16 protein-coding genes and 2 pseudogenes are annotated in these 18,628 nt (G+C 71.8%); 9 read left to right on the top strand and 9 right to left on the bottom strand.

The genetic code is table 11. The features are described 5' to 3' along the window. Positions 1 to 59: 59 nt before the first annotated feature. Positions 60 to 623 (top strand): annotated as a pseudogene (locus ACFYW9_RS14760) (phosphotransferase); the annotation flags it as partial. 50 nt (positions 624 to 673) lie between these two features. Then, on the top strand, positions 674 to 862 hold the full coding sequence (locus ACFYW9_RS14755) for a hypothetical protein (RefSeq protein WP_389149646.1): 189 nt from the start codon (positions 674 to 676) through the stop codon (positions 860 to 862). Between the two features lie 227 nt (positions 863 to 1,089). On the opposite strand, the gene ACFYW9_RS14750 is transcribed toward ACFYW9_RS14755, so the two are convergent. From ACFYW9_RS14750 to ACFYW9_RS14735, 4 genes are read right to left on the bottom strand one after another with little or no spacing between them, the layout of a single operon-like run. After that, positions 1,090 to 3,066: an acetoacetate--CoA ligase gene (locus tag ACFYW9_RS14750; RefSeq protein WP_389149346.1), complete on the bottom strand. Its 1,977-nt coding sequence runs from the start codon at positions 3,064 to 3,066 to the stop codon at positions 1,090 to 1,092. After that, complete coding sequence (locus tag ACFYW9_RS14745; RefSeq protein ID WP_389149343.1) at positions 3,063 to 4,655, bottom strand: bifunctional 3-(3-hydroxy-phenyl)propionate/3-hydroxycinnamic acid hydroxylase; 1,593 nt, start codon at positions 4,653 to 4,655, stop codon at positions 3,063 to 3,065. The genes ACFYW9_RS14750 and ACFYW9_RS14745 overlap by 4 nt, the downstream gene beginning before the upstream one ends. A gap of 32 nt (positions 4,656 to 4,687) precedes the next feature. Continuing rightward, entirely contained in the window at positions 4,688 to 5,626 is a 939-nt protein-coding gene (locus ACFYW9_RS14740) for a fumarylacetoacetate hydrolase family protein (RefSeq protein ID WP_389149340.1), read from the bottom strand. A gap of 25 nt (positions 5,627 to 5,651) precedes the next feature. Further along, a complete protein-coding gene (locus ACFYW9_RS14735; RefSeq protein ID WP_389149337.1) occupies positions 5,652 to 6,797 on the bottom strand; it encodes a VOC family protein in 1,146 nt (381 codons plus the stop codon). A 135-nt stretch (positions 6,798 to 6,932) separates the two neighbouring features. Between ACFYW9_RS14735 and ACFYW9_RS14730 the strand changes: the two genes are divergently transcribed. The 7 genes from ACFYW9_RS14730 (at position 6,933) to ACFYW9_RS14700 (ending at position 15,020) form a co-directional block, all read left to right on the top strand. Next, positions 6,933 to 7,580, top strand: coding sequence for a TetR/AcrR family transcriptional regulator (locus ACFYW9_RS14730; RefSeq protein ID WP_389149334.1), 648 nt, complete (start codon positions 6,933 to 6,935; stop codon positions 7,578 to 7,580). 308 nt (positions 7,581 to 7,888) lie between these two features. Further along, on the top strand, positions 7,889 to 8,296 hold the full coding sequence (locus ACFYW9_RS14725) for a hypothetical protein (RefSeq protein WP_389149331.1): 408 nt from the start codon (positions 7,889 to 7,891) through the stop codon (positions 8,294 to 8,296). A 133-nt stretch (positions 8,297 to 8,429) separates the two neighbouring features. Beyond that, on the top strand, positions 8,430 to 11,204 hold the full coding sequence (locus ACFYW9_RS14720) for a LuxR C-terminal-related transcriptional regulator (RefSeq protein ID WP_389149328.1): 2,775 nt from the start codon (positions 8,430 to 8,432) through the stop codon (positions 11,202 to 11,204). A 210-nt stretch (positions 11,205 to 11,414) separates the two neighbouring features. Beyond that, a complete protein-coding gene (locus tag ACFYW9_RS14715; RefSeq protein WP_326790228.1) occupies positions 11,415 to 12,239 on the top strand; it encodes an alpha/beta hydrolase in 825 nt (274 codons plus the stop codon). Between the two features lie 93 nt (positions 12,240 to 12,332). Continuing rightward, positions 12,333 to 13,166 (top strand): alpha/beta fold hydrolase, encoded by an 834-nt coding sequence (locus ACFYW9_RS14710; RefSeq protein ID WP_389149325.1) that lies wholly within the window; start codon positions 12,333 to 12,335, stop codon positions 13,164 to 13,166. A gap of 29 nt (positions 13,167 to 13,195) precedes the next feature. Beyond that, positions 13,196 to 13,999, top strand: a complete 804-nt coding sequence (locus ACFYW9_RS14705) for an alpha/beta hydrolase (protein ID WP_389149322.1) — start codon at positions 13,196 to 13,198, stop codon at positions 13,997 to 13,999. A 229-nt stretch (positions 14,000 to 14,228) separates the two neighbouring features. Next, positions 14,229 to 15,020, top strand: coding sequence for an MBL fold metallo-hydrolase (locus tag ACFYW9_RS14700; RefSeq protein ID WP_389149319.1), 792 nt, complete (start codon positions 14,229 to 14,231; stop codon positions 15,018 to 15,020). A 93-nt stretch (positions 15,021 to 15,113) separates the two neighbouring features. On the opposite strand, the pseudogene ACFYW9_RS14695 reads toward ACFYW9_RS14700, so the two are convergent. The 5 genes and pseudogenes from ACFYW9_RS14695 to ACFYW9_RS14675 all read right to left on the bottom strand — a co-directional run. After that, a pseudogene (locus tag ACFYW9_RS14695) lies at positions 15,114 to 15,656 on the bottom strand (carbohydrate binding domain-containing protein); the annotation flags it as partial. 454 nt (positions 15,657 to 16,110) lie between these two features. After that, positions 16,111 to 16,953, bottom strand: coding sequence for a class I SAM-dependent methyltransferase (locus tag ACFYW9_RS14690; protein ID WP_389149316.1), 843 nt, complete (start codon positions 16,951 to 16,953; stop codon positions 16,111 to 16,113). Further along, positions 16,946 to 17,374: a DUF1330 domain-containing protein gene (locus ACFYW9_RS14685; protein WP_389149313.1), complete on the bottom strand. Its 429-nt coding sequence runs from the start codon at positions 17,372 to 17,374 to the stop codon at positions 16,946 to 16,948. Before ACFYW9_RS14685 ends, ACFYW9_RS14690 begins: the two co-directional genes overlap by 8 nt. Positions 17,375 to 17,546: 172 nt before the next feature. Then, positions 17,547 to 18,218, bottom strand: coding sequence for a transcriptional repressor LexA (gene lexA / locus ACFYW9_RS14680; protein WP_351863861.1), 672 nt, complete (start codon positions 18,216 to 18,218; stop codon positions 17,547 to 17,549). A gap of 163 nt (positions 18,219 to 18,381) precedes the next feature. Then, entirely contained in the window at positions 18,382 to 18,570 is a 189-nt protein-coding gene (locus ACFYW9_RS14675) for a hypothetical protein (protein ID WP_389149309.1), read from the bottom strand. Between the last annotated feature and the right edge of the window lie 58 nt (positions 18,571 to 18,628).

Raw genomic sequence — 18,628 nt, 5'->3', positions numbered from 1 at the left:
CGAGGGCCCCGGTATCGAACCGTTGGCCTGCCGCGAGCCGCTCCGGCGGGAACGGGCGGATGATCGCCGCCCCGCCCGGAGGACCCGTCGAGCCTCCACCGATCGCCACCGAGCTCGCGGCGGGTCGGCCGGCACGTGCCGTATGGGAGAACGAGCTCGGCGGACTGACGTTCCGGATCGGCTCCGGTGATACGCGACGGTTTGCGAAGTGGATGCCGGCCGGCGGTGGAATCGACCTTGCGGACGAGGTGGCGCGCCTCCGGTGGGCGGTGGGGTACACCGTGGTGCCGCGGGTGCTCGGTGAGGGTGCCGACTCCACGGGTTCATGGATCATCACCCAGGGCCTGCCAGGGCGGGCGGCGGTGGACGAGCGCTGGAAGCGGGACCCCGGCACCGCGGTGCGCGCGATCGGATCCGGGCTGCGGGCGTTCCATGACGCGCTGCCCGTCGCGGACTGCCCGTTCGACTGGTCCGCCGAAAGGCGTCTGGACCGTGCTCGGTCACGAGCGGCGGCGGGCCGGACGAGTCCGGCGGACCGGCATCACGACCTTCAGGAGTTCGGCACGGTCGAGCGCGCCTTGGGCGTCCTCGCGGACATGCCGCCCGTCGACCGGCTCGTGGTCTGCCACGGTGACGCCTGCGCTCCCAACACCCTGGTCGGCGAGGACGGCACGTGCAGCGGCACGTCGACCTCGGCACGCTCGGTGTCGCGGACCGCTGGGCCGACCTCGCGGTCGCCACCTGGAGCACGCAGGGGAACTACGGCCCGGGATGGGAGGAACCGCTGCTCGAAGCCTACGGGGTCGAGCCGGGCCGGGAACGGATCATGTACTACCGGCTGTTGTGGGAACTGTCGGACTGAGCGGTGCGTCCGGACTGACCTATTGTGCTCGGGCACCGGGTGGCCGCCCGGAAGTACTTCGCGTACGGCTTGGCCCGGTCGGCGTCGCGGTACTTGAGGTGGCGCGGCTGCGTGACATGGCCGTCCGGAGGAGCCGCACGATCAGCGGTGCTCGGCTCATACGGCATCGGGAGTCTCCTTGCGGGCTCGCGACACGCCAGCAGGGCGGGATCAAGGGGAGGACCGAGTCATGCCGATCGGTCTCTGCGTTCGGTGCCCAGGCGGGCGTAGTAGTCGATGAGGTCGGGCGCGTCCACCGTGGCCGGGTTGAGGACTTCTTCGGCCGGGGAGCCCTGGAGGAGGCGTTTGACGGGGACTTCCAGTTTCTTGCCGGTGCGGGTGTGCGGGATGCCCGGCACTTCGATGATCTCGTCGGGGACGTGGCGGGGTGAGACGCCGCTGCGGATCGCGTCCTTGATCTGCTTGCGCAGGTCGTCGTCCAGGACGGCTCCGGCCGTCAGGGTCACGAACAGCGGCATCCAGTAGCCGCCGTCGGGCTCTTCCGCGCCGATGACGAGGGCTTCGGTGATCTCGGGGAGGCGTTCGACGATGTCGTGGATGTCGGCGCTGCCCAGGCGGACGCCGTTGCGGTTGAGGGTGGAGTCGGATCGGCCGTGGACGATGACCGAGCCGTGCCGGGTGAGGGTGATCCAGTCGCCGTGGCGCCAGATGCCGGGGTAGGCGGTGAAGTAGGCGTCGTGGTAGCGGGTGCCGTCGGGGTCGTTCCAGAAGTACAGCGGCATGGACGGCATGGGGCGGGTGACGACGAGTTCGCCGACCTGGCTGGTGACGGGGAGCCCTTCGGTGTCGTAGGCGGCCAGCGCCACACCGAGGTGGGGTGCTGAGAGTTCTCCGGCCCAGACGGGGGTGTTGGGTGCGCTGCCGGCGAAGCCGGAGACGATGTCGGTGCCGCCGCTGGTGGAGGCGAGCAGGACGCCCTCGCCGACGTGGTCGCGGACCCAGGGGTAGGCGGAGGCGGGCAGGGCGGAGCCGGTGCAGCCGACCACGCGGACGGACGACAGGTCGTGGACGGCGGGATCGATGCCGGACTTGGCCATGCCCAGCAGGTATTGGGGGCTGGTGCCGAAGACGGTGACGCGGTGGCGGGAGGCCAGTCTCCACAGGATGTCGGGTTGTGCCAAGGGGGCTGGGCTGCCGTCGTAGGTACAGGCCGTGGCACCGGTCAGGAGAGTGGAGGCGATCAGGTTCCACATCATCCAGTGGGTGGTCGTGTACCACAGGAGGCGGTCGGCGGGACCGAGGTCGGAGTGCAGGCCGAGGGTTTTGAGGTGCTCCAGCAGGACGCCGCCGTGGCCGTGCACGATGCCCTTGGGCAGGCCCGTGGTGCCGGAGGAGAAGACGACCCACAGGGGGTGGTCGAACGGTACGGGGGTGCAGGTGAGTTCTTCCGAGCGGGTGGAGGCGTCCTCCCACGGGACGACGAGCGAGGGACGGTCGCGGGACGGCCAGGGCAGGCCGACGTGGTCCACGAGCAGGGTGGCCTTCAGTGTGGGCAGCGCGCCGGCCAGTTCGAGGGCTGCATCGCGCCGGTCGTGTGTGGTGCCGTTGAAGAGGTAGCCGTCGGCGGCGACCAGAACGGTCGGCTCCAGCTGGGCGAACCGGTCGGCGGCCGCCGTGGGGGCGTAGTCCTGCCCGCACACCGACCAGACGGCGCCCAGGCTCGCGGCGGCCAGGAACGCGACGATGGCGTGCGGGGTGTTGGGCAGGTAGCCGACGACGCGGTCGCCGGGGCGGACGCCCAGGTCGCGCAGGGTGGCGGCGACGGAGGCGACGTGCGCGCGCAGCTGCCTGCCGGTCAGCTCGTAGGCGGCGCCGGTCTCGTCCAGGGCGATGACGGCGCTCCGGTCGTCCGGGAGATGACGTAGGGCGTGGTGGGTGTAGTTGAGGGTGGCTCCGGTGAACCAGCGGGCGCCGGGCATGGTCTCTTCGGCGAGCACCTGCTCGTAGGGGGTGTCGGCGTCGATGTCGAAGTACTCCCACACGGCACGCCAGAAGCCTTTCAGGTCGGTGACCGACCAGTGGTGCAGGGCGGCGTAGTCGGTGCCGTCCAGTCCCACGTGGCGGGCGAAGTCGGCGATGCGGCTGTCGGCGACGTCCTTCGGGTCGGGTGTCGTGAAGGGGGCCGGGTCGGGGCTGGTGGTCATCGGGTGGCGCTCCTCAGCGGGCTCTTGCGGGCGGTCCGTGGGCGGGGGCGGGGGCTGCGCGTGGTGTGCAGGAGGAATGCCCAGGCGGCGGTGTCGGTGAAGGCGCCTCTTCCGGTGGGGATGACGTCCAGGACGACGCGGTCGGGGCGCAGGAGGACGGCGTCGGCCCGGCCGGCGCGCAGCCAGGCGGCGAGGGTGCCGTCGTCGCCCAGTTCGGTCACGTGGATCGGGCGGGCGCCGAGGCTGTGGGCGAGGGCGCTCAGCGAGGGGGTCGGGGCGTCGGCGGTCAGGATGGTGAAGGAGTCGCCGAGCAGGTCGTCGAGGCGGGTTCCGCCGGTGCCGGTGTCGGTCCACGGCTGCGGGCAGTGGGTGCCCGCGAGGCCGCGCCGGCCGGGCCGCGTCCGGCGTCGTACGAGCGGCCCGGTGGTCAGGGCGGGGCTGAGGTCGCGGCCGGCCGCAGCGGTCAGGCCGGGTATGCGGCAGGCCGCGGCCAGGAGTCTGCGGCGGAGTGCCGCGGCGCCGTCCTGGCCACCGGTCATGGCCCAGCCCATGGCGACCGCGAGGCGGATCACGTGCCGGGCGTGTGGTCTGCGTTCACTCTCGTAGGTGTCCAGCAGCCGTTCGTCTGCGCCTTGTTCGAGGACGCGGGCGAGTTTCCAGGTGAGGTTGTAGGCGTCGCGCAGGCCCGAGCACAGCCCCTGCCCGACGAAGGGCGGAGTCAGGTGGGCGGCGTCGCCCAGGAGGAAGACGCGTCCGCTGTGCCACCGGTCGGCGACCAGCGCCCGGAAGGTGTACTGGCTCTCACGGACGACCTCGAAGTCTCCTTCGTGCGAGGGCGGCAGCCATGGGGCGAGGAGTTCACGGACCGTCTCGTGGCCGTCTTCCAGGCGGAACTCCCAGCGATAGCGGTTCTCGCCGACGCGCATGAAGGTGGCCGGCCGGTCGGGGTCGCAGATCTGCTCGACCCCCTCCCAGCAGCGGACGTCGGCATCGGTGCGGATGTCGAGGACGGTCCAGCGCTCTTCGAAGCGCAGGTCCTCCCAGGCGGCGCCGATGGCGGTGCGGGTGATGCTGTTCGCACCGTCGCAGCCCAGGACGGCCTCCGCCCGCAGCTGGTGCTCGCCGTGCTCGTCGCGGTAGGTCACGCGGACGGGGCCCGTGCCGTCCGGGCGGATGCCGGTCACTTCCGCGCCGCTGCGCAGTTCGCACTCCGGGCGCAGGGTGAGGGCGTCGCGCAGCAGCCGCTCCAGCTCGGGCTGGTCGAACATGCTGGTCTGCGGGTAGCCGTGGTGGCCGAGCGCCGCTCGCGGGAACTCGGCCATCACCCGGTGCCGGGCGTCCAGCAGCCGCAGTCCGCGGGCCGGGCGGCTGATCGCGGTGAACTCCTCACCGACACCGGCGGCCTGGAGGATCCGGTGGACCTCGTCGTCGGCTGCGACGGCGCGTGGCAGCGGATAGGGGGCGTGGTGGCGTTCCAGGACGACGGTGCGGACTCCGCGCCGGGCCAGGAGGAGGGCTGCGGTCACGCCCACCGGTCCGGCGCCGATGATCACCACGGGTATGTCGGCCGGGATGTGCTCGACGGTCATGTGCGGCTCGTTTCGGGTTCAGTTCACGTCGGTCACGTCGCGTCGGACACGGAATTGCGCTGCTCGCCGAGGTCGATGCGCCCGTCCGGGGTGGCGATGGTCGCGGTCACGACGTCGCCGGGGCGCAGGTAGTGGGGATTGCGGGCCTGGCTCTTGAAGAACGTCTTCCATTTCACTGCGGGCGGCAGGAGGGCGCCGATCTTCTCGATGGCCTTCGGCGGGGCTTTGAGCGCGGTGCCGCCGGGGGTTCCGGTCAGCAGGAGGTCTCCGGCGTCGAGGGTCTGGAACCGGGCGAGGAGTGTCAGCGCCTCGGCCGGCCGCACGATCATGTCGGTGAGGGTGCGGTCCTGGCGGAGGTCCCCGTTGACGCTCAGCTTCAGTCGCAGATCGAGGAGGTGGGCGAAGTCTTCCGCGTCCAGCAGGGCCAGGTGGGGGCCGGTGGGGGTGAAGGTCGGGTACGACTTGCTCTCGTAGAACTGCGTCTTGGTCAGCTGCACGTCCCGCGCGCTGACGTCGTTGGTGATGACGAGGCCGGCGACGTACGAGGGCAGGTCACCCTCCTGGACGACGGTGCCGACGGGCAGCGGCGCGGCCATGACCAGGCCGAGTTCCACCTCGTAGTCGAGGAACCGCACGTGCTGGGGGCGGACGATGGCATCGCCGGGGCCGCTCACCGAACCGGACGCCTTGCGGAAGAAGGCGGGCGGGATGTCGCCGGTGAAGCCGGAGTCGCGTGCGTGGCTGCGGTAGTTGACCATCTGGGCGACGACCCGGCAGGGGGTGGTGACCGGGGAGAGGGCGGCGAGGTCCGCGACGGGTGTGCCCGAAGCGGTGCTCTCGGCGGCCTCACGGACGGCCTGGCGGTCGGCGATCAGGTCGGCGGTGGTGACGGCCTCGGTGCCGACGAGGACGGCGCGCTCGTCGCGCACCACCCACCAGCCGTCGGCGGTGCGCAGGATGTTGGTGCTCATGTCGGTGCCTTTGTGTGGGGGCGGGTCAGGAGTTGGTGGCCTTCATCAGGCCGAACAGACGGGCGGGGTCCATCTCGTTGTCGCCGCGCAGGGCTTGGACGACGTCGCGGATCCGTCGCGGAGAGGGGCTCGCGCCGAGGAAATCGCGGGTGGCGGGCGGCCCCCACTGGGCCAGTCCGCTGGTCGACATCGGCGCCCAGCCCGGTTCGAGGTCGCGGGAGAACAGGTCTCCGTCGGCGAAGTGCTCCAGCATGAAGCGGTCGGGGTCGCGCCAGTAGTCGAACAGCTGGCTGCCCTGGATGTGCCGGCCGATGCCCCAGCTGCGCTTGTAGCCGCGCTCGCCCAGGTATTCGCCGCCTGCCGCGATCGAGTCCAGGTCGGTGACCTGGTAGGCGGAGTGGACGTAGCCGTTGGCGGGGCCGAGGTGCATGGCCAGGGTGTGGTGGTCGACGGCCAGACCGCCCTGGTCGCAGCGGATGAACGCCATCGTCGGACCGCGCCCGCGCTGCCCGTCCAGGAACAGGAAGTCCGACACGATCATGCCGAGGGTGTCGAGGTACCAGTCCAGGGCCCGCGCGAACACCCGCGTCTCCAGCACCACGTGCCCCAGACGCTGGATCCGGGACGGCTCCCGCGGTGGGCGCTGGGTGGCGTCGGTGCGACGCCGCTCGGTGCCGAAGTTGAGGAGCTGCGGCTGCTGCCCCGGCAGTTCGGGGAGCGGTTCCGCGCAGTGCACGACCCGTACCGGAAAGCCGGAGGGGTCGAGCAGGTCGACCACCGTGCCGCCGCCGGGCACGTCCGCGCCGCGCACGTCGCCACCGGTGGCGCGCGCGAGGCGGTCCAGGTCGCCCCGTTCGGCCGCGCGGAAGGCGGGCCCGATGAAGCGGGACGTGCGGCCGCGCCGGATCACCATGCAGGGCGATCCGGAGAAGGTGCCCCGCAGCCACAGTTCGTGCTCGGTGCGTGCGGCGGTCTGGAAGCCGAAGTCGCGGGCGAAGACTTCCGCCCGCTCCAGGTCCGGCTTCTCGAATTCCAGCCAGGCCAGGTCCGCCACCTTGATCACGGGGTTCCGGGAGCGTCCCGGATGCTCACCGCGCTGGGCACCCTGCTCACTGTGGAGGTCTTGATGGGCCGTCTTTGCGTCAGCCCCGTTGAGGCGGGTTTCCGACATGGTGTCCTCCCAGCAACATCGCCGTAATGATGAAATCATCAACTGTGATGGTTCCGTCGTCAATACGTTCGCGACGGGAAATGATGAGTTCATCAAGATTGCGACAGTCATCGCCACGGCGGTTAGAATCTGCGCATGCCTACGTCAGCCCCGCCCGGCAACCGGTTCGACCGCCGCCGCGCCAAGACGCGCGGCGCCCTCGTCCACGCGGCCCGGCAGATCCTCGCCGAATCCGGGGACACCAGCGCCAGCATCCAGGTGATCGCCGAACGCGCCGACGTCGGCTTCGGCTCCTTCTACAACCACTTCCAGTCCAAGACGGAGCTGTTCGACGCGGCCGTGGTCGACGCCCTGGAGGAGTTCGGCAGGACCTTCGACGAGCGCCTGACCGGTATCGACGACCCGGCCGAGCTCGTCGCGGCCGGTTTCCGCCTCAGCGCCCGGCTGACCACGTCCCACCCGGAACTGATGCAGGTCCTGCGCCGCTGCGGCCTGTCCCACATCCACTCCGACAACGGCCTGGCCGCCCGGGCACTGCGGGACCTGCAGGCAGGCATCGCCTCCGGCCGCTTCACCGCCCTCGATCCGGCGGTCGCCCTCACGGCTCTGGGCGGAACCCTCCTGTCCCTGGTGGAGCTGCGGTTCGCGCGCCCCGACCTGGACGGGGACGAGGCGGCGGCGAACCTCGCCGAGATGGTCCTGCGCATGCTGGGCGTCCCGCCGGACGAAGCCCGCGAGGTCGCCCGACGCCCTCTTCCCGACCTCGCCTCCCCCGTCGTCTGAGGCGTGGTGCGGAATCCCCTGACTTGCAGGTCAGGGTCTGGCCCGGGTGCCCTGATCGCGCGGCCAGGCGAGATTGCGCATGCGGGCGGTGGCCTGGACCGCTCCGTGGAGGCCGTCGCCGCGCTGCCGGACGTGCTGGACGTCGCGGCGGACGCGGGCGGGAGTGAGCCTGTACGACGGGGTTGGCCTCTCCCACCTCGTCTCTGTCGGGGGTGGGAATGGAACGGGCGGTTCTCGAATCCGTCAGGTACTCCGCCGTGTGCCCGGACTGCGGTTCGGAGCTGGAGTGCTGGGGAGTCCAGGCACTGGTGGATGGCCTGTTGCGATGGGACGTCGAGTCAACCTGCTTCGCCTGTGGCTTTGCGATAGCCGTGTGCGATGGCGCCCTGCCGGCCGAACGGCGGGATCAGATGCTCTCCGAGCACGGACTCGCGAGGCTGCAGGTGAGTAGCCCGCCGGCGAAGAGCGTCGCCATCATGCGCGTGCTGCGCGCTGAGCTCGGGCTCGATCTGATGAACGCCAAGGCCGTGCTGCGCCGTGTGCTGGACGGTGACTGCTCAGGAACGCTTCCCGAGATGGAACGACTGGCCCGCAGGCTTCGGGAGTCCGGCATCGCTGCCGCGGCTACTCGCCCTCAAGGCTCCTCGCGCGAACTCCCGCAACAGCCGGTTGAGTTCCCCCGTCGGGACGCGCCGAGCCGGCGAAGCGGAACGTGATCTCGAACTTCCGGCGGCAGCCCCCTTTCCTGGTCAGGTCCCTCCAGGATGGGCAGGACAGGCGGAGCGTGAGATCACGGCGGGCGCGAGGGAGCGTGCCGTCGTCGACTCGCCACCCGGGCATCCGAAGGGCGTGGCGTTGATTCTCAAGGGGCGGGCCGGGGAACGCCGTGTCCTCGAAGGGTTCGTGGCAGGGGTTCGTGACGGGCTCAGCAAGGTGACGGTGCTGCGCGGGGACCCCGGGATCGGCAAGACCGCGCTGCTGGAGTACGCGGCGGCGGAGGCCGCCGACCTGCGCGTGGTCTCGGTGGCGGGGATCGAGTCCGAGAGCGCGGGGTTCCCCTTCGCCGCGCTGCACCGGATGCTCATCCCGCTGGTGGACGGACGGGACGGCCTGGACGCGCTCAAGCACTCCGGCGCGCTGCCGCCCACCCAGCACGACGCGCTGCGCGTGGCCTGCGGACTGGCCGACGGCCCGCCGGCCGACCGGTTCCTCGTCGGGCTCGCGGTGCTGACCCTGCTCGCCGAAGCGGCCAGGAAACGCCCTGTGCTGTGCCGCGTCGACGACATGCAGTGGCTCGACGACGAATCGCTGGGTGTCCTGTCCTTCGTGGGACGACGGCTCCACGCCGAGGGCGTCGGGCTGCTGTTCGCGGCCCGTACCGGTTTCGAGGTGCCCGCGGGGCTGCCGGTCATCGAAGTAGGCGGCCTGGCGGACGAGTTCGCCCTGGAACTGCTGCGCGAGGCCGTCCCCGGTCAGCTCGACGCCCAAGTCGCCGCACGGATCGTCACCGCGACCTCCGGGAACCCCCTGGCGCTGGCCGACCTCGGACAGGAGCTCTCCGCCGAGCAGTTCTCCGGCGGACTCGCCCTGCCCGAACCGCTGCCTCTCGGCGGCCGGTTGGAGGCCCACTACCTCCGGCAGGTGCGGGCGCTGCCGGAACCGGCCCGGACCTGGCTGCTGCTGGCCGCCGCCGAGCCGGGCGGCGATCTCGGATACGTCACCAGCGCGGCGCGGCGCCTCGGCGTCGACCCCGAGGCCTCCGGCCCCGCCGAGACCGAGCGGCTCGTGGTACTGCGGACCACCGCGCGGTTCCGGCATCCCCTGGTGCGGTCCGCGGTCTACGGCGGCGCGAACGACGGCGAGCGCCGACGCGCCCACCGCGCCCTGGCCGAGGTCACCGACCGCCCGGCCGACTCCGACCGGCGCGCGTGGCACCTCGCCGCGGCGGCGCTCGGCCCGGACGAGGCCGTCGCCGCCGAGGTGGAGCGGGCGGCCGACCGGGCGGGCGCGCGCGGCGGCTACGCGGCCCGCGCCACCTTCCTGACCCGGGCCGCCGAACTCACCTCGCAGGCCGGGACGCGCGCCGAGCGGCTGCTGGCCGCGGCCGAGGCCGCGCTGCGCGCCGGAGCGCCGGTGCAGGCGGAATCGCTCCTCGACACCTTCGACGTCAAACTGCTCGACGACGTCGGCCGGGGCAGGGCGCTGCTCGTCCGCGCGCACACCGTCATCGCGCTCGGCGACGCCGGTTCGTTCGCCAAGGCACCGGCGCTGTGCCTGAACGCGGCCCGTTCCCTGACCGGCGGAGCACCCGGCCTCGCCCGTGAGGCGCTGCTCAGAGCCGTCGAGCGTGTCATCACCGCCGAACACCTCGCGGAGGGAACGACACCGGCCGAGATCGCCCGTGCCATCGAGGAACTGGTGCCGCGCGACGCGCCCGCCACCGGTGTCGACCTCGTGCTGCGCGCGTTCGCCGTCCTGGCCACCGACGGGTACGAGAGCGCCGTACCCCATCTGCGGAGGGCCGCCGCGATGCTGCTCGACCCGCGGACCGGCGACGAGGACGTGCTGCGGGGCCAACTGCCCGTCGTCACCATGACCATGGTCCTGTGGGACGAGGAGGCGCACACCGCCGTCATCCGGCGCGGTGCCGACATCAGCCGACGGGCGGGCGCCCTGTGGCAGTTGGACTCCGCCCTGTACTGCGCCTCCATGTCCGAGACCAATCTCGGCGAACTGGCCGCCGCGGACGACCTGCTGACCGAGGGTCACCAGATCCGTTCCGCGATCGGTGCCAACGACGAGGTGTGGGCCATCTACCGGCACCCGGAACTGCTCGCCTGGCACGGTGAGGCCGACGATCTCGACGCCGTCCTGCGCGGCTCGGCGGAGGCCGGAACCCGGCTCGGCGCGGGCGCCGTCGCGTCCATCGCCCGCATCGGCGCCGTCGTCCTGGCGCTGAGCCGCGGCGACTACGCGCAGGCACGCGCCACCGCCCACGAACTGATCGAGCACGACGCCCTCGGGGTGCACTCCCGTCTGCTGCCCCACCTCGTCGAGGCGGCGGTGCGCTGCGGCGACCGCGTGCTGGCCTCGGCCGCGCTGCGTACGCTCACCTCCCGCGCCAGGGCGGCGAACACACCGTGGGCGCTGGGCGCACTGGCTCGTTCGGAGGCGCTGCTCGCTCCCGCCGACGAAGCCGAACCGCTCTATCGCGAGGCGGTCACCCTGCTCTCCGGCACCAGGGCCCGCTCCGATCGTGCCGTCGCCCATCTGCTGTACGGCGAGTGGCTGCGCCGCCGCAGGCGCCGGAAGGACGCCCGTGAGCAATTACGTACGGCCCTGGCGATGTTCGACGGCATGCGGGCCATGGGCTACGCGGCGCGCAGCGCCCAGGAGCTGGCCGCGACCGGGGAACACCCCCGTCGTGGATCCGCGGGGCCGCAGCCCGCGCTGACCCCGCAGGAACTCACGATCGCCCGGCTCGCGAAGGACGGCGCGACCAACGCCGAGATCGCCGCACAGCTCTTCATCAGCGCCGGCACGGTCGACTACCACCTGAGAAAGATCTTCCGGAAGCTCGACGTCACCTCCCGACGCCGGCTCGGCGAGGCGCCGGGGCTCTGAGCCCGGAGCGGGCCCAGGCACTCCCTTCGGACCCGCGGCGCAGGGACCGGTCCGCCCGGTCCGGGCGACCGGGCGGACCGGTCGCAGGGCGGTCACCCGGTGACGCGTCCGGCGCGCGGCGGTCACGACTACGCGCCGTACGGGATTCGGGGCCGCCCGGTCCCGGCGGACGATCAACCGGTCGGAAATCGTCCGAAGACGGGAGCACCCATGCCGTACGTCACCGCGGCCGACGGAGCGCGGATCCACTACAAGGACTGGGGCCAGGGCAGGCCGGTCGTGCTCAGCCACGGCTGGCCGCTGAACGCCGACAGCTGGGAGGCGCAGCAGCTGTTCCTCGCCGCGAACGGCTTCCGCGCCATCGCCCACGACCGGCGCGGGCACGGCCGTTCCGACCAGACCTGGAACGGCAACGAGATGAACACCTACGCCGACGACCTCGCCACCCTCATCGACACCCTCGACCTGCGCGACGCGACCCTCGTCGGCTTCTCCACCGGCGGCGGCGAGGTCGCCCGCTACGTCGGTCGGCACGGCACCGCACGCCTCGCCCAGCTCGTCCTGGTCTCCGCCGTACCGCCCTTCATGCTCAAGACCGACGACAACCCCGGCGGGGTGCCCCTCGAGGAGTTCGACGCGCTGCGCGCCGGCTCCCTCGCCGACCGCTCACAGCTCTACCACGACCTCGCCGACGGACCGTTCTTCGGCAACAACCGGCCCGGCGCCGAGGTCTCGCAGGGCATCCGGGACGCGTTCTGGCGGCAGGGCCTGGAGGCGGGACACCGCAACGCCTACGAGTGCGTCGCGGCCTTCTCCGCCACCGACTTCCGGTCCGACCTGGACGCCTTCGACGTCCCCACGCTGGTCGTCCACGGCGACGACGACCAGGTCGTGCCCTTCGAGGTCGGGGGCAAGGCGTCGGCCGCCCGTATCAAGAACGCGACCCTCAAGGTCTATCCGGGCGCACCGCACGGCATCACGGACACGCACAAGGACCAACTGGGCGCCGATCTGCTGGAGTTCCTCAACTCCTGAGCGGGAGCGAGCGAGCTTCCCGCATCGTGCCGGGCGATTCCTCGCCCGCTGTCCGGAGGGCCTCCCGCCCGCCCGAGCCGAAGGAGCCATACCGTGACCTCCCCCGCCCACCCCCGCCGCCGCGTCCTCGGCGGCCTGCTCGCGACCGGCGCGTTCACGCTCGCCGGTGGCACCGCGTCCGCCTCCGCGACGGCCCGTACCGGCGACACGAGCAGACCGACCGTCGTCCTCGTCCACGGCGTGTTCGCCGACGCGTCCGGGTGGAACGACACCATCGCCCGGCTGCAGAGGGCCGGCTTCCCGGTCATCGCCCCCGCCAACCCGCTGCGGGACCTCGCGGGCGACTCCGCGTACGTCTCCAGCGTCGTCGACACCGTTCCGGGTCCGGTCATCCTCGTCGGGCACTCCTACGGCGGCGAGGTCATCACCAACGCGGGACGCGGGCACACCAACGTCAAGGCACTGGTCTACGTGGGTGCGTTCGCGCCCGACGAGGGCGAGAGCGCGCTGCGACTCGCCTCGATGTTCCCGGGCAGCATGCTGCCGGACGCGCTGCTGACCCGGCCGTTCCCCCTGCCGGACGGCACCCCCGGCGGCATCGACGGATACATCGACCCGGCCAAGTTCCACGACGTGTTCGCGCAGGATCTCCCGCGCTCCGTGACACGGCTGATGGCGGCGACCCAACGCCCCGGCTCCGTGGGCGGGTTGGGCGCCGGAAGCGGTGTCCCGGCCTGGAAGAGCCTGCCGTCCTGGTACGTGATCCCGACCGCCGACCACGTCATCCCGCCCGCGGCGCAGCGCTTCATGGCCGAGCGGGCGGGCAGCGCGACCGTCGAGGTCAAGGGTGCCTCGCACGTCGTGATGATGTCCCACCCGGACGTCGTGGTCCGCCAGATCCTGGCCGCGCACCGCGCCACCCGCTGACACCTGTCACCGCCTCCCGAGGAGCTTTGATGAGCACTGCCCCCGACACCATCGTCCTGATCCACGGTTTCTGGGTCACACCCCGTAGTTGGGAGCACTGGATCGACCGCTACGAGAAGCAGGGCTACCGCGTGATCGCTCCCGCGTACCCCGGCTTCGAGGTGGAGGTCGAGTCCCTGAACGCCGACCCCGCGCCGATCGAGAAGATCACCGCCCCGCGGATCATCGAGAGCCTGGCGAACGTGGTCCGCGGGCTCGACAGGCCGCCCGTCCTGATCGGCCACTCCGCCGGCGGTGCCTTCACGCAGGTCCTGCTCGACCATGGCTACGGCGCGGCCGGCGTCGCCATCAACTCCGCCCCCACCGAGGGCGTATCGGTGGTGCCCCTGACGCAGGTGAAGGCCACCTTCCCGGTGCTGAAGAACCCGGCGAACCATCACAAGGCCGTCGGCCTCACCCATGACGAGTGGCACTACGCCTTCACCAACACGTTCACGGAGGAGGAGTCGCGCGCGCTGTACGAGCGCTACGCGGTCCCCGCCTCGGGCCGCATCCTGTGGAACAGCGTGCTGGCCAACCTCCAGCCCGGCCACCAGGACATCTGGGTGAACTACCACAACGACGACCGCGCGCCGCTGCTGTTCCTCTCCGGCGAACTCGACCATCTGATGCCGCCCAAGGTCCAGCAGTCCAACGCCCGGCACTACAAGTCGGACACCGTCACCGAGGTGAAGGTGTATCCCGGTCAACCGCACCTCATGCCGGCCTCGCCCGGCTGGGAAGAGGTCGCGGACCACGCCCTGTCGTGGGCGCTGGAGCACGCCACCCGCTAGACGGAACCGAACGGCACGGCACGGCACGGAACAGCCCGGCCGGGGCGGACGTACGCGATCCGTCCCGGCCCGGGGGACCGCGTGCGGCCGACACCGCATACGGTGACACCGCGAACGGCTGGACGGCCCCGGTGACACCGCGAACGACCGGACCGCACAGGCGGCACCGCGGACGACGAGACTCCGGACGACGAGACAGCCGACGACGAGACCGTGAACGGGGACCGGCATGAGCGAAGCACGCATCACCCACATCGGCGGTCCGACCACCCTGATCGAGGCCGGTGGCTGGCGACTGCTCACCGACCCGACGTTCGACCCGCCCGGCCACCGCTACCGCTTCGGCTGGGGAACGTCCTCGTACAAGACGGCCGGCCCCGCGCTCACCCCGGCCGAACTCCCTCCGATCGACGCCGTTCTGCTCAGCCACGACCACCACGGCGACAACCTGGACCTCGCGGGACGGGCCCTGCTCGCCTCCGCGGACACCGTCCTCACCACGCCGTCCGGCGCCCGCCGCCTCGGCGGCAACGCGCGCGCCCTCGCTCCCTGGACGACCCACCGCCTGGAGGCTCCGGGCCGACCGGCCATCACTGTCACGGCGACCCCCGCGCGCCACGGTCCACCGCTGTCCCGCCCCTTCACGGGCGAGGTGACCGGCTTCGCCCTGCACTGGGAGGGGCAGCGGCACGGGGCCCTGTGGATGTCGGGCGACACCGTCCTGTACGACGGTGTACGGCAGGTGGCCCGGCGTCTGGACGTGGGGACGGCCCTGATGCACCTGGGCGGTGTCCGCTTCCCGTTGACCGGCCCGGTCCGCTACACGATGACGGCGGCCGAGGGCGTGGAACTCTGCCGTCTGCTCGCCCCGCGCACCGTCATCCCGGTCCACTACGAGGGCTGGCACCACTTCCACGAGAGCCGCGCGACCATGGAACGGCACCTGGCCGCCGCCCCCGAGGACATCCGGGACCGCTTCCGCCTGTTGCCCGCCGGGACGGGTGTGGACATCACCCTGTGACGGTGAACGCCTGTGCCGGTGGACGATGGCGGAAACGCCAGGTTCCCCGACGGCCGGACCGGCTGGTACGCCGCCGCACCAGAAGCTCTAGGCGCCGCCGCCCCGGGGCCCGTCCAGGGTGATGTCATCGGCGTAGTAGGTGCCCTGCGCGTACCAGCCATGCACGTAGACCGTCACGCTGGTCTGGGAGGCCTTCGTCGTGAAGGAGACGGTCAGTGGGCTGTATCCGGAGGGGGAAGTGGTCCAGGTCGAGGCACCGCCGTTCACGCCCAGGTAGACGTTGGAGCCGCGGACCCAGCCGCTGAGTGAGTAGGTGGTGTCCGGCCGTACGGCGACGGTCTGGTCGCACTGCGCGGTGTCGCTCGAACTCACCTTCCCCTGGAGGGCCTTGGAGCCCGCATGGACCGGGGAGGAGACGATCGAGCCCAGGTTGCCGGTGCACCTCCACGGCGAGAGGCCGCCCGACTCGAAGCCGGGGTCGGTCAGGACGTCGGCGGCCCCGGCCGCGCCCGGGACGACCGGCGTCGGGGCCGCCGACGCGCTCGCCCCGGGTGCGGCCGGGGTGGCGTCGGTGCGGCCGGGGATCAGGAGGGAGCCGCCGAAGCCGACGACGGCCGCCGCGACGACCGCGATCACCACGGCTGCCCGGCGCTGTCCGGGCCCGAGGCGCGGGCGGCCCGAGGAATGCGGTGGGCGGACGTCGCCGTCGGGTGCGGGACGTTCCTCCGTCTCGCCGCCGGGGACAGACTCGAGTTCCTCCGTCTCGCCGCCGGTCAGGGTGTGTGGGTCGGGTGCGGCCACGGTCTCGTGACCGCGGTAGTCCTTGTCCTGGCGTATCTCGTCGAGCAGCTGGGCCAGCGCGTCGGTGCGGCGCGGGCGCAGCACGCGGATGGGCTCCAGCGCGTGGTCGTCGTCCGATGAGCCGGACGCGGGCGGTGTGGGCATGGCACTCTCCTTCCGTCCCGTGGTGGAGACCTGAGCTGTCCCTCCGGAATTGATACGCAACGCCCGCTCCGGAGGTTCAGCCGACGCCGGCGCCCGGGGAAGCCGCGCGGTCGCCGCTGATGCGGCAGGTCCTTCACCACCGGGCTCACTCGGCGCGCTGCCCGACACGGAGGACGCTCAGGTAGCGGCGTGCCGCTCGGTCGCCCATCCGGGTGCGGACGCGTTCGGCGATCGCGTCGAGCAGGGGTTCTCGGACGCCGCGGTCGAGCCTCCGGTACAGCGACGTCGAGCGAAGGAGATCGGCGAAGCCGTCGCCGTCGAACCACTGAACGGTCGGGTACCAGCGCACGATCGTCGGGCCGAACAATCCGCCGGGATCTTCGACCGGTCCCCAGCCCTCGCCGGTGGTGCGCACGGCGCTCTCCAGCGGCGGATGGCCCCAGCCGGGGTTCCCGGGGCAGAACCGCTCGTGCAGATCGGCGGTCTCGGCGTACACCTCCGGCTCTCCCGTCCGGCGGACGACGACGTTGCCGAGCAGTGCCATCCAACCTCCGGGATTCAGCACGTCGTGCGCCCGTCGCCAGCCGGTCGACGGGTCGACCCAGTGCCACGACGACGCGGCCACGAGGACGTCGAAACGTCCACCGCCGTCGTCCCACTCCTCGAAGGTCGAGGTCTCGATCTCGACGTTGCCGAGAGCGGCGATCCGTCGGCGAGCGAGTGCGGCCATTCCCTCGCCCGGTTCGACAGCGGTCACGGAGCATCCGAGCGCCGCCAGCGAGCGCGTCGCCTGACCGGTGCCGCAGCCCACCTCCAGCACCGACGACCCTTCGTCCATGCCGGTGACCGTGACAAGGTCCGCGAACAGCTCGTCGGGGTATCCCGGCCGGACCCGGTCGTAGAGCTCCGGCACCTCGTTGAACAGCCGACCGAGGTCTTGTCGATCGAGGTCTTGTCGATCCGGGCGCGTCTTCGGGTCATCAGTCACGGGCGCACAAGCTGTGCGGCGTTTCCACCTTGCTTTCGGGCAGGGTGCCCGGTTCTTCGGGGCCGGGGTGAATGCCCGCTCGGCCGGCTTCCGTTCGCAACGTGCGCGCTCGCTCGGCCGGGTCGTAGTCCGGGCCGACGCCCTCGATCAGCACCAAGTCGCCCTCCACGTGGTCGGTGCGCAGACGCAGGATGGCCCGGTAGGCGGGAGAGTCGTACCAGGCACGGGCTTCGGCCAGGCCGGGGAACTCGATCAGCACCATGCTGCCGGGCCACGTGCCCTCCACGACCTCGACCGGCGGACCGTGGATGACGAAGCGGCCGGCGAAGGGGTCGAGGGTCGCCTGGATGCGTTCCAGGTACTCGATGATGTCGGAGTGATTCCGGCGGCTGCGGAGATGGGCGAAGCCGTAAGCGGGCACCACAGGGCTCCTTTCGTTCCGGGGTGTGCGATGACCGGAACGTAGCCGAGGGTGGTTGGCCCGTGCGATTACCTCGGAGGTAATCGCCGGGCGTCGCGTCGAGGACACGCGCCGGGGCCGGAGCCCGCCCAGGCGTTCTGCCTCTCACGGCATGTGTGCCAGGACCCCTGCTCTAGAGCACGCGCAGGACGCCGACCACCTTGCCGAGGATGCGCGCGTCGTCGCCGGGGATCGGGGCGAAGGACGCGTTGCGCGGCATCAGCCACACCTGTCCGTCCTGCCGGTGCAGGACCTTGACGGTGGCCTCGTCCTCCAGGAGAGCGGCGACGATATCGCCGTGTTCGGCGCTGTCCTGCTTGCGGACGGTCACGATGTCGCCGTCGCAGATCGCCGCGTCGATCATGCTGTCGCCGGACACGGTCAAGGCGAACAGCTCCCCCTCACCGACCACCTGACGGGGCAGGAAGTAGACGTCCTCGACCATCTCGTCGGCGAGCAGGGGCGCGCCGGCCGCGATCCGTCCGACGAGCGGCACCTCGGCCGGCTTCGAACTCCGGGCGGCGAGCTCGGGGGCCCAGGAAGGGCGCACACGGTAGGCGCGGGGACGGTGCGGGTCGCGGTAGAGCACACCCTTGTGTTCCAGGGCGCCCAGTTGGTGGGAGACCGAGCTGGTGCTGGAGAGCTCCACGGCCTGGCCGATCTCGCGCATCGACGGCGGGTACCCCTGCCGGGCGACGGACTCGGTGATGTAGCGGACGATGGCCGCCTGGCGGGCCGTCAGCTCACCTTCGACGGCCTGTACGCCCGGGGGTCGTCCCCGGCGTACTGGCGTGCTGTTCTCCATCCGCCGGCCCCTCCGTACATGATCCTCGCGGAACCCGACCCTAACCCGCGATCCCGTGCGCGGGGAACGCCGGGATCGGAAACGCCGGCTGCCGGGACGCGGAGGGGACTTCTCGACAGCCGGGCCGGCGGCGCCCGGCGTCGAGCGCGGGGTCGCCGACCCGTCACCAGTGCGGCGTGGGCACGGTCGGCGAGTCGTCGTCGCCCTCGCGCAGCGGGCGCGGAGGCTGGTCGAGGATCTCGCGTGCCGTGGTGCCGGCGCCACCGCCTCGGCGCCGCCGGGCACGCACCCGGTGGCCGAGCACGGTGAAGCGCTCGAAGAGCAGGACGAATGCGCCTTTGGCCGGTTTCACAGTGATTCCTTCCGAGGGGGTCTGGGAAACTCCATCGCACATCTGAACAATGGACACA

This window comes from Streptomyces sp. NPDC002698, assembly GCF_042888945.1.
Taxonomy (GTDB): Bacteria; Actinomycetota; Actinomycetes; order Streptomycetales; family Streptomycetaceae; genus Streptomyces.
This window is presented reverse-complemented; position numbering and strand designations above follow the sequence as displayed.